The organism is Stenotrophomonas sp. 116085_Sma (genome assembly GCF_056479585.1).
In genome coordinates this window covers 3,215,090-3,231,243 of sequence record NZ_CM151057.1, presented here as the reverse complement: position 1 = coordinate 3,231,243, position 16,154 = coordinate 3,215,090, and the positions used below count along the sequence as shown (strand labels likewise).

The window sequence follows — 16,154 nt, the reverse complement described above, 5'->3', positions numbered from 1 at the left end:
AAGCCAGCTTAACGCGTGGAATGCGAAGAATCCTTGCCGCAAGAATAAGTCTGGTTAACAGAAGGGCAGACCATGACCGAATTCTGGAACAAGCGGCAGGTTCGCACGCGGCTGGGATTCCAGACCGATGCGGAGCTGGCGCGCTTCTTCGGCATCAGCCGTTCCGCAGTATCGCAATGGCCGAAAGACTTTCCGATTCCGGCTCTGCGGCAGTACATCCTGCATCAGCGCTACCCGAACCTGTTCCCCGCAACTGCCGCCGCCGAAGTCGAATCCATCTGAATTACGCCGCCTTTTGTCGCATTTAGCACGCTAAGCGCGTTCTGCTAAGTACACTTAGCAAAATAGGAAAAACTGATCGTTCTGGCAGTACCGATCGTCGACGCCTACCGGCTGCCGTGCCAGGTGCCTGGGTCGCGTTGTCGGCTTCACCCCATCCGGGAGGGGCGGGGTCCCGTATGTAGTTTCGTGAACGATTAATAATTTCAATCGCGAAAGTCGCTGCATGTAATTGACCTGTCGTGAAATCTGTGACTAATTTGGATCAACCGGACGTGAAGCCCGGGAGTCTTTCAGTAGCACGCAAGTGAGTCGGTAGACCGTCAACGATGCAGAACAAGTCCAACGGAGGTCGTATGGAATACGGCATGCATGGCTTGGCTGAACGGGTACGCCGCGAACTGGAAGCCAGCTATCACAAACACGGATGCGGTCCGGCGTTCTGGGATACCTACCAGCAGGTGCTGGACCGGCTCGTCCCGCAGGGGACCGAGCGTACCGAGTTCACCAACGAAATGGCGCTGATCATCGAGCAGTTGGGCATTGTCCGACGTGCGCAGCTGGTTCCGCCGCACGCCGACGGGCCGCGTTGATTCAGAACAAGCGCCAGGCGCCGAAGGCAAGCAGCGTCAGCATCAAGCACAGCAGGGCCAGGGTCCGGGGTCGCCACCAGCGCTTCTGTTGCCCGGCCATCGCCTGCGGACTGCAGTAACGCACCAGCCCCGGACCGAACCCGGCCCGGTGCTGTTGCTGTGCGCAGGCTTCCAGACACGCGCCGCAGGCCAGGCAGTCGGCCTGCGGCCCCTGGCGGATGTCCAACTGCATCGGGCAGGCGCTGACACAGGCGGCACAATCGGTGCAGTCTCCGAGACGATCGGCGTTGAAGGTCGGCATCGGTCCGGCCAGCAGCGGGTGCGCGGCGCGGAACACGTAGTCCTGGGCGGTGGTCGGGTCGAGCAGGCCGCGACCCCGGCCCAGTACGCCGCCCAGCCCCGACGGGCGCGGCCCGCGCGGCTCGCCGCGTCGGGCGTCGTACAGCATGCGTGGCGTGTGTGGATCGGTCAGCAGCGGCTGCATGCGTGCGAATGGGCACAGCGAACGGCAGACCTGTTCGCGCAGGAAACCGGCATTGCCCCAGGTGGCGGCGGCGTAGAACAGCACCCAGAAGGTCTCCCAGCCGCTCCAGCCGGCACGCGGCGCTGCGATCACCAGCTCGGCGATCGGGCTGAACAGGCCCACGAAGGTAATGCCGGTCCACAGTGAGAGCAGCCCCCAGGCCAGCTGCGTGGCCGCGCGCGCAACGCGTGCCGGAAGCGTGCGGACCATGCCGTCGGCGATCCAGTCGAAGGTGCGGCGCCACAGTGTCTGCGGGCAGGCATGGCCGCACCAGATGCGCCCGGCGAGGTGGGTGAGCAGGGCAAGGCCCACCGCGAGCACCGCCAGCAGGCCGATCAGCACGCCGACGTCGCTGGGCCACAGGGTCCAGCCGAACAGGTCGAAGCGCCGCGCGTTGATGTCCAGCAGCAACGCCTGCCGCCCGTCCCAGCGCAGCCACGGCAGGGCGTAGAACAGTGCCAGCAGGGCAGTGCTGAGCGTGCCGCGCCAGTGCCGGGGCCTGGTTCTCGAGGTAGGGCGCGCGCTCATCCCAGTGGCAGCTCGTCGTCGTCGTCACTGGGCATGGGGCGTTGCAGGTACCAGGTGACCGCGCTGGACAGCGCCGTCACCGTCCAGAACATGAAGAAGCCTGCGGTATAGCCCAGCTCGCGGCTGATGGAGGTGTCCGGGAAACTGATTGCCTGCAGGCGCAGGGGATCGACGAAGGCGAAGAACACCACGCTGGCCACGCCCGCGGCGATGAAGCTGGGCCAAAGGATGGCGCCCCAGTGCTGGATCAGCTGCTGGCGGCGGCTGGGAGAGGGTCTGTTCATGCTGTCCCGGATCGAAAAGTGGGCGGCGCGTATACTCCGCCGAGGTTGGCGCAGCATCCGCAGGGCATGCTTCCTGCAGGCGTGCCAGCCTAGGTGCAGCCGACTGCGCCGACATTGATCTGGATCAACGGTGGTGCCGCCTCGCTGCGGCACACTGCCGGCACGCTTTGGGTACCCCGATGAACGCAACACCGCCGCCTGTTCTCCCCGTCGCCTCGCCTGGGTTGTGTACCGAGCAGGAGGTGACCCGCCTGGTCCACGACTTCTACGCGCGCGTGCGCGAGGAAGAGCGCCTCGGGCCGGTGTTCGAGGCGCATGTGCACGACTGGCCAGAGCACCTGGCACAGCTGGTCGACTTCTGGTCGGCGATGCTGCGCGGTACCCGCCGCTTCAAGGGCTCGCCGATGTCCAAGCACATGGCCATCGAGCTGGACAAGGACCTGTTCGACCGCTGGCTGGTGCTGTTCCGGATCACCACGGCCGAATGCGACAACCCGGCGATGCAGGAACTGGCCAACGACGTGGCCGCACGCATCGGCGATACCTTCTGGAAGCGCTACCAGATGCTGCGCTGGCCCCAGGTCGGGCTGCCGGTGCTGGGGATCGCCGCCAAGGATTGATCTTGGTCAAGGCGGCAGCGGCCGTCCGGCGCGATGCTGGTGGCATGGACACGTTCTCTCCCGCCGCCGGTGGCCTGGCTTGGACCTTCGACCCCGACCTTCTGCGCCGGCATGACCGGCCGGGGCCACGCTACACCTCGTATCCGACCGCGCCGCACTTCCACGATGGCTTCGATGCACCGGCGCTGCGCCAGGCGATTGCCGACAGCAACAAGCTGGCACGCGCGCTGTCGCTGTACGTGCATGTGCCGTTCTGTTCCAGCCCGTGCTTCTACTGTGGCTGCAACCGGGTGATCACCCGCGATCGCGGTCGTGGCCACAGCTATGTTTCGCGCCTGCTGGCCGAGGCCGATCTGCTGGCACCACAGTTCGATGACGGTCGCGAGGTCATCCAGTTGCATCTCGGCGGCGGTACGCCGAATTTCCTGGATGCCGAGGCGATGACCACGCTGGTGGAAGGCCTGCGCCGTCGCTTTGACTTCAGCGATTCGCCGCAGCGCGATTTTTCGATCGAGCTCGATCCGCGCTTCATCGATGCCCGCGACGTGGGGATGCTGGCGCGGCTGGGGTTCAACCGGGCCAGCCTGGGCGTGCAGGATTTCGACCCGTTGGTGCAGGAATCGATCAACCGCGTGCAGGGCGTGCAGCAGACCCTGGACATCCTCCGTGCGTGCCGCGACAGCGGCATGCGTTCGGTCAACGTCGACCTGATCTACGGCCTGCCCGGGCAGAGCCTGGAGGGATTCGGGCGAACCCTGGACGGGGTACTGGCGCTGCGCCCCGACCGCCTGGCGGTCTATGGCTACGCGCACCTGCCGCATCTGTTCCGCGCGCAGAAGCAGATCGACGAAAGCCGGTTGCCCTCTCCAGAAGACAAGCTGGCGCTGCTGGGGCTGGCGGTGGAGAAGCTCTCCGCGGCCGGCTACCAGTACATCGGCATGGATCATTTCGCATTGCCGGAGGAGGATCTTTCACGCGCGCAGCGTGCCGGCCAGCTGCATCGCAACTTCATGGGCTACACCACCCACGCCGATACCGATTTGCTCGGCCTGGGCGTCAGTGCGATCAGCCATATCGGTGCCACCTACAGCCAGAATCCACGTGACCTGCCGTCGTGGGAGGACGCGGTGGACCAGGGACAGTTGCCGGTCTGGCGCGGTGTCGCGCTGAGTGCCGACGACCAGCTGCGCGCGGAGCTGATCCAGCAGCTGATGTGCCAGGGCGAGGTGGATGGTGCAGTGCTGGGGCAGCGCCACGGCGTGGATTTCCAGCAGTACTTTGCCGAAGACCTGCGTGCGGTGCAGCGGCTGCAACAGGACGGCCTGGCCGAGTACCGGGAGGGGGTCGTGCGCGCCAGCGAGCCGGGGCGACCACTGCTGCGGTTGCTGGCGATGTGCTTTGACCCCTACCTGCGCGCCGCACACGAGCAACCACGCTACTCGCGTGCGATCTGATCGCTCAGGGCTTTTTGCCGACGCCGCGTTCTGGATGACGGGCGGCCATGCCACCACTGGCGGTGGTGCGCCACCTGCCGCTCAGGTCACGTGTGCTGGTGGAGCGCGCACCGTTGCTGTACTGCGTGATGACCCTGCCGCTCAGGTCGGTGCTGGTGTCGGACTAGCTGCCGTCGCTGTAGGTGCTGCGATTGCGGCCACTGAGGTCAGAGGTGGTGGGCGAGCGGCTGCCGTCACTGTGCTCGGCGATCACGCGCTTGGACAGATCGCGCGTGATGCGGCTGGAAGACCCATCGCTGTAGCGGATGTCCACGCTTCCGTCGCGATTGTGGCGGCTGTCGGAGTAGGACTGCGCCAGCGCCGGAAGGCTGATCACGCACAGCAGGGGGAGTATCAGGACAGACAGCTTCATGTGCGGGCTTCTTGTGCATTGAATTCTAGTGTCCAAATCCGTCGCTCATGTTTCCTCGCCTTTGTGCTTGGGGAATTTGAGCTCCATACGGCGTTCATCATCTGCCCACCGCAGTAGCTCCGACCTCTTCCACTTCTTTTCGTTTCCGATCTGAGGCGGGGCGGGGAAGCTGGGACGGCACGCAATCCTTTCAAGGAAGCCGCGCCGGTTGGGCTTCCCGTCCGGCGTCGTCAGGCCCAAGAGGACGGCACAGGAATCCGCGCTGAGCCAGCGTTCGCCCTCGATCTATCAGCGCATTGCCGAGCCCGCTCCGAGTGCCTTGCCGGCTCTGGCCAGTTGGCTAGGTCCTGGTGCTGCCCTTCGTTTCTTCCAATCTCAGCCAGCCATGGCATGATCCGCTCCGGGACTACGGACAGGGGGATCCCATGACTAGGAAGACCGTCAGCATTCTGCTCATCGTGTTTGTCGTACTGGCTGTCGTGATCTACACGCAGCTCACGATCTTCGTCATCCAGCCCATCGGAGCTGTTCCCGAGGGCAAAACGCTGGTCATCCTTCGGCTCAACAAGACCGAGTTCATCGACAGCGCCGATGCCATGTGTGAGCGAGAAATGGGGGGCGTGTCGCTGCTGTGCCGCTTGGGAATGATGGGCGGTGTCGCCAGCAACAGCACCGTCTTGCTCCGCTTGCCGTATAGCCAAGCGCTCTACGACATTTCCACGGGTGGCAAGAGTTACGACCGCTGAGGGCGGTCTATGGCAACGGTTCCTTGTGAGTTCGCGGGAGCGGACATGGTTGCTTCGCCACACTTGCCATTCTTTGCCATATGTAAAAGCCCACTCGGTCGGCCGTCCCGACCTCATGCGGCTACATTAGGCAGTGCTAATTGATGCATAAATAGGAATAGCGAACTCTGCCTGTATGTTTTTCTTAACAGATCCAGGGATTCGCTTTTTTCCGATCTTTCCGGGCTTGGCCTGCCTTCATTCCTTGTCGCTTTCGGACGCGCTCATGAAACGTGCGTCACGCTTTGCGTAGTGAGAAATATCCCCCTAGGATCGGAACCGCAGCGCTGTCGCGTTGCAGGGGGGGGGGGCCAATTTTTCGCAAGGGAGCATGCATGAAATTGGTCATATCTGGGACACTGCTATTGGCATTGGTAATGAGCGCACCAGCGAAAGCTCAGCAGCCGCCAGTGCAAACAGGATTGGGGGAATGCGTAGATTTCTTCATCTATGGTTCGCCTACATTGATGAATCAGGTGAACACGGCCCCTACACCTTTAAGTACTCCAACGCATCATGGATTGATAAGGACAACAAGATCGTCTACGTAATGAACTACACCTGTTCTCCTGACAATCTTCATGGCCTCAACGGGGTTGTGGGCCAGGTCTCGCATGAGATGGGGCATGCATTTTTCGATGCGCCGGCATCTTTGGCAGGTTCCAGGGACGCATTCGTCAAGCGAATGTGCACCGATGAGGGGCGTGCTGTTCTGAACAATTGGAGAGCACGGTCAGAGATCTTGAATACATCAGAGGAGACGGTAGAAATTCCGCTCATCGCTTCAAATGCCTCACAGCTACAGGCAATCATATTGGCTGGCGGCGAGAAGCTTGACGAAAGGGTTGGAAGCAGTTTCCGCGACAACAACACCAATTCGTTGACGGGCGAGAACTATCGAACCTTCTACGGGAAATGGTACGACGAGAACGTCGGCGTACAATCCCTTTTCGGCACGGAGGTCTGAACCATGAAGACCAGCATTCTCACTGCGTTGGCGGCGTTGTCCATACTCCATGTGGCGCCGTTGCACGTGCGGGCGGCGGGCACGGATCTATCCATTCCGAAAGCCTCAGAACCGGCGTCTCGCGAAGACCAGACGGCTTTGTGGAAGAAGGTGGAACAACTCGCATTCGCGACCGTCGCGGGGGCAGATAGCGTCAAGCGTGCTGCTGCGATAGAACATGGGCCTCTGCCTAGCGGCGGGACATCCGACTTGGCTATCGGTAACCGACTCACTGGCACAAATGTTGCGCTACAGCTCGATCCTGCAGGAAAGTTGGAAGAGCTTTCGTTCGACCTTCGCGGAGGCTGTGTCTCGACGCGAACTCTGCTTTCGCAGTATCCCAATTTGCTCGTTCTCCAGGTCCCACATGACCCGCGGGCCAATTCGCTTGTCGGCACCACTATCGGAGGCGCCCTGGTCACCTTCAGAATGGCCCCGGGGCCGGGGCCCTGCGCGCTGGGCGTGACCGTTCAGACCGTTGAGATGGCCAAGGCGCAGCTCCTGCTGCGTTGAGGACAAGCGCCGCCGGTAGTTGCACGCCGGCGGCGCCTACGATGCATTAGGCGATCTGACGCGCGCTGTATTGAACAACGGCCTTCCCGGCAATGAACAGAGTGCATCACGCACGGGGGACTTGAGCTGGAAGACGGGCCCGAAGCCAAGCGGGAGTGTTCTCAGGATCTCGCAGGCCCGCCGGCTGAGCGGTACATCCCTCGCGTCGCCGTTCTTGGTTTTGGGTAAGTAAACGTACTGCTCGGATAGATGCACGTTCGGCCAAGTCAGTGACAGGATCTCTCCTGATCGCATGGCTGTCTCCAGGGCGAGCAGGAAGGCCAAGCCCGTCCGCTGGGTGGCCGTCTCCGCCGACAGACCCTTGTCGAGCCCGAACGCTGCGATCAGGTCGGCTTCCTCAGTGGGAGATACGCGTCGCGCGCGGCCTTTAGGCTGTTGCGGCCAGCGAACGTCCGACATGGGGTTTTGCTTGATCCACTTCCATTCCCGGCGCGCCGTCTCGAACACGGACCGCATCAGGTTCATTTCGCGAGCAACGGTCCCACGCTTGACCTGCTTAAGTCTTCCATCTCGCCAAGCGATGATGTCCGAACTGCTGACTGTCGCAATTCGCCTGTCCAAGAGAGGCAGGGACCGTTCCCAAGCGGCGATGCGCACCGACTCCCACCGTTCGCCAGCTCGCTTGGGCGCCTCTTCCTTGACGTAGCGGCGCATAGCTTCGCGCAGCGACTTATCTGGCAGTTTCCCGCCACGCAGCTCAGCCTCGCGCTCAAGAGCCCACTTCGCAGCTTCTTGCTTTGTGTGTTTAGTAGTGGAGTCGCGAACGCCCGCCACGTACACCTGCACGCGCCACTTGTTCCCTGATCGTTGAATGCTGGCCATGGCCGCATCATATGGGGAATTTTTGGGGAGAGTAGCCGGGCAACCCCGGGCAAATCGTGGTGATCGCGGAAATTCGGATCGCCCTAAGTGCCTGATTTCGTGCCGAATCGGGGTGAATCGTGGCGAACACGTTGGCTCCCCGAAACATGCGATGGTGCCCGGAGCCGGAATCGAACCGGCATGGGGTTGCCCCCGGCGGATTTTAAGCCAGAGGATGGTGTCCGCGCCGGGTATTGCTTGGCTTGGATACAGCTCGCTATGGCGGGTTTTCCTTCGGAGCCAAGCGTTCGATCATATCCCGGTGCGCGATGCAAACCGCCCCGGTTCCCTTTCGCTTGGCTCTTGGCCGGCTCCTGGAAATCGGGGCCTTTCAGGAGCACTTCATGGCGAAGATCAAACTTACCAAGACCGTGGTTGACGCGGCACAGCCGCAAACCTACGACGTTGAACTCCGGGATACGACGGTTCCGGGCTTCTTGTGCAAGGTTACACCAACCGGCCGCAAGGTATTCATGCTTCAGTACCGCACGAACTCCGGTGTGCGGCGCAAACCAGCCCTCGGCCAGTTCGGCGAGCTGACCGTTGAACAGGCCCGCTCTCTGGCCCAGGACTGGCTGGCCGAAGTCCGGCGCGGCGGCGACCCCGGACACAACAAGGCCGAGGCGCGCAAGGCCCCCACGGTCAAGGAACTGTGCGGCCGGTTCATGGAAGACCACTCCAAGCCGCACAACAAGCCGAGTACGCAGGACGGCTATCAGTACCAGATCGACAGCTTCATCATCCCGGCCTTCGGCAGCAAGAAGGTTCACGAGGTTACGCGCCACGACATCACCGCGCTGATGAAGCGCATGGAGAAGTCCCCCACGCAGGCCAACCGCGTGCTCTCGCTCGCTCGCAAGATGCTCAACCTGTCCGAGCTGTGGGGCTACCGGCCCGACGGCTCGAACCCGTGCCGCCATGTGCCAAAGTACCCGGAAAAAGGCTCGACCCGCCTCATCACCGATGAGCAGATGGTCAACCTGTTCGCGTATCTCGACAAAGCCGAAGCCGAGGAGCTAGAACATCCGATCTACCTGCTGGCTGTCCGACTGCAATTCGAGTTCGCCGCACGCATGTCGGAGATCCTGCTCTTGCAGTGGGATTGGCTCGACTTGCCTAACGGCCGGGTGGTTTGGCCCGACAGCAAGACGGGCGATATGTCCAAACCACTGAGCGAGGAAGCCCGTCGGCTGCTGACGAGAGCCCCGCGATACGGCAAGTCGCCTTACGTCTGCCCCGCCGTCCTCGATCACGACAAATCGCTCAGTCCACATTCGTACTACCAAGCGTGGCGGCGCATCCTCGATCGCGCCGGCGTGCCAAAGGTCGGCACCCACGGCATCCGCCATCGCTCGGCGACCGACATCGCTAATTCGGGCGTCCCGGTCAAGGTTGGCATGGCCCTGACAGCACACAAGACCGTGGCGATGTTCATGCGCTACGTCCACACGGAGGATGACCCGGTGCGCAACGCGGCCGAACTGGTGGCGAACCGGCGCAAGGCGATCACCGGCGCCAAGCAGCAACCTGCGGAGGCGACGGCATGACCAAGCGCAAAGTATTCGTTCCTTCGGCAGCGGCGCCGTCGGCGCTGCTGGGCGACATTCGGGCACTGATCGAGGCGGCGCGCCAGCGCGTCGCTTCGGCGGTCAATGCCGAGCTGACCCTGCTGTTCTGGCGGATCGGCCAGCGCATCCATACGGAGGTGCTGGCCGGCCAGCGTGCCGGGTACGGCGAGGAAATCCTGCCGACCCTGGCCGAGCAGCTTGTCCAAGACTACGGGCGCAGCTTCGCGGATAAGAACCTGCGCAGGATGGTGCAGTTCGCCGCTACCTACCCGGAGAAGCCAATTGTCGTGACGCTGTCACGACAATTGAGTTGGTCGCATTTCGTGGCGCTGTTGCCGCTGAAAGACCCGTTCCAGCGGGATTATTACGCGCAGATGGCCAGCGCCGAACGCTGGAGCGTGCGCACGTTGCGCGAGCGTATCGACTCGATGCTTTACGAGCGTACTGCGCTGTCCAAGAAGCCGGACGAGACGATCGCGCAAGAGCTGGCTGCCCTGCGCGATGCGCAGCGCATGTCGCCAGCCCTGGTCATGCGCGACCCATACATCCTCGACTTCCTGGGCCTGCGGGACACCTGGCAGGAAGGCGACCTCGAAGCCGCAATCATTCGTGAAATGGAATCCTTCCTGCTGGAGTTGGGAGCGGGCTTCTCATTCGTCGCCCGGCAGAAGCGCATTCAGATCGACGATGAGGATTTCCATCTCGACCTGCTGTTCTACAACCGTAAGCTGCGCCGGCTGGTGGCGGTGGAGTTGAAGATTGGCGAGTTCAAGGCGGCGTACAAGGGGCAGATGGAGCTTTACCTGCGCTGGCTCGACAAGCACGAGCGAGAACCGGAAGAAGCCTCGCCGTTGGGGATTATTCTCTGCACGGGCAAGAAGCACGAACAAATCGAACTGCTGGAGCTGGACAAGTCGGGCATCCACGTAGCCGAGTACCTGACGACCTTGCCGCCGCGTGCGGTGTTGGGCGAACGGTTGCAACAGGCGACCCAACGGGCACGGTTGCAACTTGAGCAGCAACGAGGCGACAACAGTTAGTCTCGATTGCCGCACTGACCTAGTCAATCAGTTCCGCGCTGCGGTCTGTCGCTACGCCGCTCCCGCTGGTACTGCGGCCCCTGCCGCGGGCGTCGGCCCAGCTTTACGCTTCTTGGCTGTTTCCTCGGAGCGTTTGTGAACCAGTAGACGCCAATTCTCTAGGGCAAGAATGTCGGTGAGCAGTTCGTCCGGGTCAGGCACCGCGACTCCGCCCATCAATGCTTTGTCGTGAGCGTAGTTCGAGCACCTGCTCATCCCTTCATTGACTCGGGCGAAGTCATCGTCCTCAACACTCACGCCGACGAGTCTTTGCGTCTCCACGCCCTTGCGGAAACGCAAAATGACTTCGCGCAAGAGAACTTCCTCCACCGCTCGTTCCCACGCCATACGCAAACGGAAATACGCATCTACGGTTTGCTTGCGATGCTCTTGTTCCTCCCCGTCCTTATGCAGCTTCGCGATGGCTTGCTGCTGAGCCTTGAGCGCGCCGATGCGCTTGCTCGCATTCTTCCCCTCAAAAGGAAGTTCAGGGTCCGCAACGCCGAAGCCTTCAGCGCGCCGAGTCAAGCTTTGCGTGCTGATGGCAACGCCCGTCTGCTTTGCTTCTTCGACAAGCAGGCAGAGGAAATAAATGTCATGCGTCAGGATGATCACCTGTCGCTCAGAAGCCTCAACGGCAAGGCGCTTGGCTACGCGCTCGCGCCGGCGGTGATCTAGGGACGACACCGGATCGTCAAAAACAATTCCGCCTTTACCGCCACTCAATCCGACTTCTGCCAAGAATGACCCTATGGCCACGGCGCGCTGCTCGCCCTCGCTCAGAATATCGCCGGGGCTGCGAGCTTGAGGCAGTTGCAGCTTCAGCTTGTGTAATGCCTTCCCTCGATCGGCGCGGCTTTGCAGTGAAACACTCAATGTTCCTACGCCGAGCGCCTTGAACTCACGGTTCAGAGCTTCCGCCAATTCCTTGGAGACGACTTTCTCGGCCAGCTCCGACGCCTTGAGCGATATGCCATTCGTTTTAACTGCCGACAGACAGTTCTTGAGCTTCGCCTGATGGTCCAGTTTGAAAACCGCCGCAATTACCGCGTCCTTCACCTGGCCGAGCTTTTTCCGAGCGTCCAACTCGGCAAGCTGCGTCTGTAAAAGAGCGCGGGCTTTCTCGTTTGATGCCTTCTCAAGGGCTTCAGCCTCGGCGTTCAATTTGCCAGCGAGCGCTTGAAGGCGAGCTACCGGATTAGCCTGCGGCTGACCTACACCGCTCCAATCATGAGATATAACGGCTGCCTTGATAGCCTCCTGCCGCACCACCAACGCCGCCTCGAACTCTTTGGTGTCTGCCGCAAGCTGAGGGTCAATTGCTACGATCTCGGCATGCGTCACATCATCAAGATTCAGCGTCATCGCCGACGCGGCAAACGGCTTGTACTCGACGTATAAAGCTTGGCGGCGCGCCTGCGCAGTTTTTTCCGCCTCGGCTTGTATAAATGCCTCAAAACGCAGCAGCCGCTCGGTGCCTTCTGCTAGCGGCTGCTGGCACAGAGGGCACGAGGCGTCTGCCCCGAGATCGGGGAACTGTTTGTCAGGATGGGCTTCCAGCGCAAACTTTCTCGCCGCGTCGAATAGCTCGCGCCACGCCTCTCCACCGGTTCCCGGCAGGAGGTTTTCACCTTCCTTGAATTGCTTCGCAGCTAAAGCCGCGCTGGCCTGCGCGGTACGGTATCCGTCGGCCAACACCTTAAACTTGGCAACCACTTCTTCGCTAACCGCGACCACCCTTTCACCGGCATTCTTGGCGATCACTTCTACGCGACGCGCAAGCAGTCTCAATTGGGTGGCCTTCTCCTTTGGATTGTTCTCCTTGAGGCTCTTCTCCAGCGTTTCCCGCTGCTCCAGTTCCTCCGGGGTCAGCGTGGCAAGAGCCTCGATCCGCGCGCTATCGGTCTTGGATGATAGGGCGCCAATCAATTTGCCGACGGCCGTATCACCCTGAAGATGGGCAAAGGCAGTGAGATCCACGGCTGACTGCGCATATTCGTTATCGATAGATGCCTTGAGTTGTTGGCATACTTTCGCCAGCGCCTCAAACACATCCAAGCCATAAGGCACATATGAGAAATCATCCTCATTGTCCAAATAGGCACGAGCGCAGCGCGAATCAAAGATGGAAAATGAAGAAAGCTCGGGCGGCGCCGCTTTTCCTTCTTGCCAGACGACCGCCTTGGATACGCCGTCAACACTAATATCGAAGGACGCCTCTGCGCCGCCAGCCTTGGCACCCGGTAGATTCGCATTCGGATGGATCGCCTCTGACTGGTCACGTGCCCGACACGCGCGCTTCAGGACGCGCGAATAGCCAGATTTGCCCGAACCGTTATCTCCGTAAATGACAGTCATCCCAGGACTTGTCACTGCGAGAAGCTGGTTCTCCGCAATTGCATTGACGTTTCGCAGATTCTTGATCGCCTGCAATTCCACATGCGTTGTCACCTTGACGGGTGCAGGAATCTGGTCGGCAGTCAGGGGCTGCGGCTGGCGATTCTTCGGATCGGGAATCCCATGTGCAAGTTTGAGCAGCGCGTATAAATCTTCATGATCTTCGAGCGCCAAGGTTTGTTTAGCGAGCAGGCGAGAAACGGCGTCACTTTGCCAGGTTGGCAACCCCTGCGACCAAACAAGAAGCTCCTGCAATATGGACATATTCCCCCCCAATCCCGTTTTGGTTACTTAGTGTAACTTCAGTTTAAGCGTAATCCTTTGCTTGGGGGCCGGTAGAGATTCCAAGACATCCGTTGTGTCGTCATATCGCCCGAAACGGCGAATCCATGCAGTACCTTCACTGCATCAGCGTCCCCCGGGCCGGCAAACACGGCCGGGTCGCGCTGCTCCAGGTTCGCTATTCGCTCATCCCTGACGGGACTGGCATTCGCCAGCCTTCCACATCGCTGACTATATGAACGCCTCCCGTTTGCGAAGGGGTCTCTTGTAATCTGACGCACAGGATGGGCTGCAGCTCTATATCCGGCCTTGATGCAGCCTGATGCGCTGCGGGCCCCGATGAAATCCGCTGATTCACTCCTCATTCGCCTGGCGAGCTTCGAGCTCTGTCAGCGATTCAGGTTTGGTGAACCCCGGTCCGACCTGTTTTGTCATCTCACTCGATTGCCGACGCAACCTCTTGACGTCACTGTCAAGCCTTGCGTGCCGTGCTGGCCACTACGCGGGCCGCACGCTCACATACTCCTTCTGATACCGACTGCCATGCGCGAGGAGCGCCCAGATCGTGCGTGCCATCTTATTGGCCAGTGCCACGATCACCACGTTGAATGGTTTTCGCTTGCTGATCTGGTCGAGCCACGGACCAGGCTCTTTGGCATGCCTGAGGACACTGCGTGCGCCGTGGATCAGCAGTGTGCGTAGATACGTGTCGCCACGCTTGCTGATGCCCAGAAGCTGGACCTTGCCTCCGGAGCCAGTTTGTTTTGGCACCAGGCCGAGCCAGGACGCAAACTCCCGTCCCGATTTGAACGCTTTGGCATCGCCCATCGTCGCCACCGCTGCCGTCGCGCTCAGAAGCCCAACTCCGGGGATCTCCGAGATCGCTTTGACGGACTGGTCTTCCTGCATCCACTGTCGCAGCCGTCGCTCGATCTCGGCAATCTGTTTGTCCAATGCTGCCGATCCATTCCACTGTTCGCGCAGCGTATCCACCAGCACCGCGGGCAGCCGATCTGCAACTCGTTCCAGCACGTCCGGCATGGCCTTGTTCAGCGCGGCCCGACTTCTCCCCATCACCTCGCCGTACTCGGTCAGCAGTCCGCGCAAACTGTTGATCTGCATCGTCCGGAACTTCACCAACTGCTGGCGCATCCGGTGCAGCGCCAGCACTGCCTGTTGCGCTTCGGTCTTCACGGCGACGGCCTTGCCGGGCTGCTGTACCGCCAGCCAGATCGCACGAGCATCCGCGGCGTCGTTCTTGTTGCCGATGTTGAATGCCTTGACGAACCTGGCCGGCATCAGCCTGACCTGATGGCCCATGCGAGTCAGCGCACGTGCCCAGTGCTGCGCGCCACCACATGCTTCCATGCCAATCAGGCAATGACTGCGATTGGCGAAGAACTCGAGAAGCACGGCGCGTTTGATCGCCTTGCTCACGATTTCTCCTGTCCCGGCGTCCACGTAGTGGACCTGAAAGACGCTCTTTGCAATGTCGATCCCTACGGGCATAAACTGCATTTCGGATCCTTCGGTTGGCTGTGAAGACTCCATTCTTCACCTCTGGGCACTCTGATGCCGTCGGCCCCTGAGGATCCGCCTTCGCATCCTCATTAGCCGCTCCACATAGGTGGGAGGCGTTCATTCCATTCGCCTACGGCCCGGCTTCCAGCTTCGGGCCTGCGCGCTTCGCTTGCGTGCGGTCTGCACATCGAGGCGGCCGTTGCCATGTCCAGCCGTCTCCCCTGACTTCATCACCTTGCTCGCGACTGTAGCCCGCGGTCGTGTGCCGTCAAGGCGCGCAGGGCCGTGTCCTCGGCTGCGCCTGCGGGCCGCACCAACCCTGCGCTTGCTTCCTTGACGGCCCCCGTCCGCGCGCTCCTGACCGTCGCGGGCGATGAACTCAGGAAAGACGGTGGCAACCGGGCCAACCGGGTTCCTCGTGCCGACCGCACCGAACAGCCAAAAGGCTGGGCTCCGAATCTAGGAATCCGGTGTGCGGTGAACAGCAAACCTTTTTTTCTTTGTCAGGAGAAAGACCATGCAACTCGCATCCCGCTTCGCTTCCCGTTCCCCGGTGCTGCGTTCGGAACGTCCCTTGTTGGATGACCAAATCCGAGCCGTAGCGCCTTCCATCTTCGCGGACGCCCCGCACGAAAGCCGCTCGCAACGATACAGCTACATTCCCACCGCCACGGTGCTGCAAGAACTTCGCGGTGAAGGCTTCGAGCCCTTCATGGTGTGCCAGACCCGCGTGCGCGCCGACGACCGCCGCGACTACACCAAGCACATGATCCGGCTGCGCCACGCCAGCCAGATCAACGGCCGCGAGGCCAACGAAATCATTCTGCTGAACTCCCACGACGGCACGAGCAGCTATCAGATGCTCGCCGGCATGTTCCGCTTTGTGTGCCAGAACGGCCTCGTTTGCGGCGACACCGTGGCGGACGTGCGCGTACCCCACAAGGGCGATGTGGCCGCGCAGGTCATCGAAGGCGCTTACGAAGTCCTGCACGGCTTCGACCGAGCGCAGGAATCCCGCGATGCCATGCAGGCCATCACGCTGGACGCCGGGGAATCGGAAGTCTTCGCCCGCGCTGCGCTGGCGTTGAAGTACGACGAGGACAAGCCCGTGCCCATCACGGAATCGCAAATCCTGATGCCGCGCCGTCACGACGACAGCCGCCGCGACTTGTGGAGCGTGTTCAACCGCACGCAAGAAAACCTCATCAAAGGCGGCCTGTCCGCCCGCGCCGCGAATGGTCGCCGCCAGACCACGCGGCCAGTGCAAGGCATCGACAACGGCATCCGCCTCAATCGCGCCTTGTGGCTGCTGGCCGATGGCCTGCGCCAGTTGAAAGCCTGAACCCCCACGCGGCAGGGGCAGGCAGCAGCCCTTGCCGCTTCCTTCGC

16 protein-coding genes are annotated in these 16,154 nt (G+C 61.5%); 10 read left to right on the top strand and 6 right to left on the bottom strand.

Annotated elements, in window-relative coordinates:
• The first annotated feature begins 72 nt into the window (after positions 1 to 72).
• Complete coding sequence (locus tag ACZK0Z_RS15145; RefSeq protein WP_049430635.1) at positions 73 to 282, top strand: helix-turn-helix domain-containing protein; 210 nt, start codon at positions 73 to 75, stop codon at positions 280 to 282.
• A 353-nt stretch (positions 283 to 635) separates the two neighbouring features.
• The gene (locus ACZK0Z_RS15140) at positions 636 to 872 is read left to right on the top strand and encodes a hypothetical protein (RefSeq protein WP_005408923.1); all 237 of its coding nucleotides are present in this window, start codon (positions 636 to 638) and stop codon (positions 870 to 872) included.
• Position 873: 1 nt separating this feature from the next.
• Here ACZK0Z_RS15140 and ACZK0Z_RS15135 read toward each other — a convergent pair whose 3' ends face one another.
• Complete coding sequence (locus ACZK0Z_RS15135; RefSeq protein WP_197619666.1) at positions 874 to 1,923, bottom strand: 4Fe-4S dicluster domain-containing protein; 1,050 nt, start codon at positions 1,921 to 1,923, stop codon at positions 874 to 876.
• Complete coding sequence (locus ACZK0Z_RS15130) at positions 1,920 to 2,207, bottom strand: hypothetical protein (protein ID WP_111203420.1); 288 nt, start codon at positions 2,205 to 2,207, stop codon at positions 1,920 to 1,922. Before ACZK0Z_RS15130 ends, ACZK0Z_RS15135 begins: the two co-directional genes overlap by 4 nt.
• 179 nt (positions 2,208 to 2,386) lie before the next feature.
• On the opposite strand from ACZK0Z_RS15130, the gene ACZK0Z_RS15125 reads away from it, so the two are divergent.
• Both ACZK0Z_RS15125 and hemN read left to right on the top strand, forming a co-directional pair.
• Positions 2,387 to 2,827 (top strand): group III truncated hemoglobin, encoded by a 441-nt coding sequence (locus ACZK0Z_RS15125; protein ID WP_049430639.1) that lies wholly within the window; start codon positions 2,387 to 2,389, stop codon positions 2,825 to 2,827.
• A gap of 44 nt (positions 2,828 to 2,871) precedes the next feature.
• Positions 2,872 to 4,281, top strand: a complete 1,410-nt coding sequence (gene hemN, locus ACZK0Z_RS15120; protein ID WP_049430659.1) for an oxygen-independent coproporphyrinogen III oxidase — start codon at positions 2,872 to 2,874, stop codon at positions 4,279 to 4,281.
• 163 nt (positions 4,282 to 4,444) lie between these two features.
• Here the strand turns inward: hemN and ACZK0Z_RS15115 are convergent, their stop codons facing one another.
• A complete protein-coding gene (locus ACZK0Z_RS15115) occupies positions 4,445 to 4,693 on the bottom strand; it encodes a hypothetical protein (protein WP_049430641.1) in 249 nt (82 codons plus the stop codon).
• 425 nt (positions 4,694 to 5,118) lie between these two features.
• Here ACZK0Z_RS15115 and ACZK0Z_RS15110 point away from each other — a divergent pair, with 425 nt between their 5' ends.
• From ACZK0Z_RS15110 to ACZK0Z_RS15100, 3 genes are all read left to right on the top strand, one after another.
• The gene (locus ACZK0Z_RS15110; RefSeq protein ID WP_100448230.1) at positions 5,119 to 5,439 is read left to right on the top strand and encodes a hypothetical protein; all 321 of its coding nucleotides are present in this window, start codon (positions 5,119 to 5,121) and stop codon (positions 5,437 to 5,439) included.
• 370 nt (positions 5,440 to 5,809) lie between these two features.
• A complete protein-coding gene (locus ACZK0Z_RS15105; RefSeq protein ID WP_336339774.1) occupies positions 5,810 to 6,445 on the top strand; it encodes a hypothetical protein in 636 nt (211 codons plus the stop codon).
• A gap of 3 nt (positions 6,446 to 6,448) precedes the next feature.
• Positions 6,449 to 6,997 (top strand): hypothetical protein, encoded by a 549-nt coding sequence (locus ACZK0Z_RS15100; RefSeq protein ID WP_197569452.1) that lies wholly within the window; start codon positions 6,449 to 6,451, stop codon positions 6,995 to 6,997.
• A gap of 36 nt (positions 6,998 to 7,033) precedes the next feature.
• Here ACZK0Z_RS15100 and ACZK0Z_RS15095 read toward each other — a convergent pair whose 3' ends face one another.
• Complete coding sequence (locus tag ACZK0Z_RS15095; RefSeq protein ID WP_336339775.1) at positions 7,034 to 7,879, bottom strand: tyrosine-type recombinase/integrase; 846 nt, start codon at positions 7,877 to 7,879, stop codon at positions 7,034 to 7,036.
• A gap of 383 nt (positions 7,880 to 8,262) precedes the next feature.
• On the opposite strand from ACZK0Z_RS15095, the gene ACZK0Z_RS15090 reads away from it, so the two are divergent.
• The gene (locus tag ACZK0Z_RS15090) at positions 8,263 to 9,465 is read left to right on the top strand and encodes a tyrosine-type recombinase/integrase (protein WP_197632353.1); all 1,203 of its coding nucleotides are present in this window, start codon (positions 8,263 to 8,265) and stop codon (positions 9,463 to 9,465) included.
• Positions 9,462 to 10,526 carry a PDDEXK nuclease domain-containing protein gene (locus ACZK0Z_RS15085; RefSeq protein WP_197632354.1) on the top strand — a complete coding sequence of 355 codons (1,065 nt, stop codon included), beginning with the start codon at positions 9,462 to 9,464 and terminating at the stop codon, positions 10,524 to 10,526. Before ACZK0Z_RS15090 ends, ACZK0Z_RS15085 begins: the two co-directional genes overlap by 4 nt.
• Before the next feature lie 51 nt (positions 10,527 to 10,577).
• Here ACZK0Z_RS15085 and ACZK0Z_RS15080 read toward each other — a convergent pair whose 3' ends face one another.
• Both ACZK0Z_RS15080 and ACZK0Z_RS15075 read right to left on the bottom strand, forming a co-directional pair.
• Complete coding sequence (locus ACZK0Z_RS15080; RefSeq protein WP_197865088.1) at positions 10,578 to 13,226, bottom strand: AAA family ATPase; 2,649 nt, start codon at positions 13,224 to 13,226, stop codon at positions 10,578 to 10,580.
• A 516-nt stretch (positions 13,227 to 13,742) separates the two neighbouring features.
• Positions 13,743 to 14,762, bottom strand: a complete 1,020-nt coding sequence (locus tag ACZK0Z_RS15075; protein WP_197632356.1) for an IS110 family RNA-guided transposase — start codon at positions 14,760 to 14,762, stop codon at positions 13,743 to 13,745.
• 520 nt (positions 14,763 to 15,282) lie between these two features.
• On the opposite strand from ACZK0Z_RS15075, the gene ACZK0Z_RS15070 reads away from it, so the two are divergent.
• Complete coding sequence (locus ACZK0Z_RS15070; RefSeq protein WP_197632357.1) at positions 15,283 to 16,107, top strand: DUF932 domain-containing protein; 825 nt, start codon at positions 15,283 to 15,285, stop codon at positions 16,105 to 16,107.
• Positions 16,108 to 16,154: the final 47 nt, after the last annotated feature.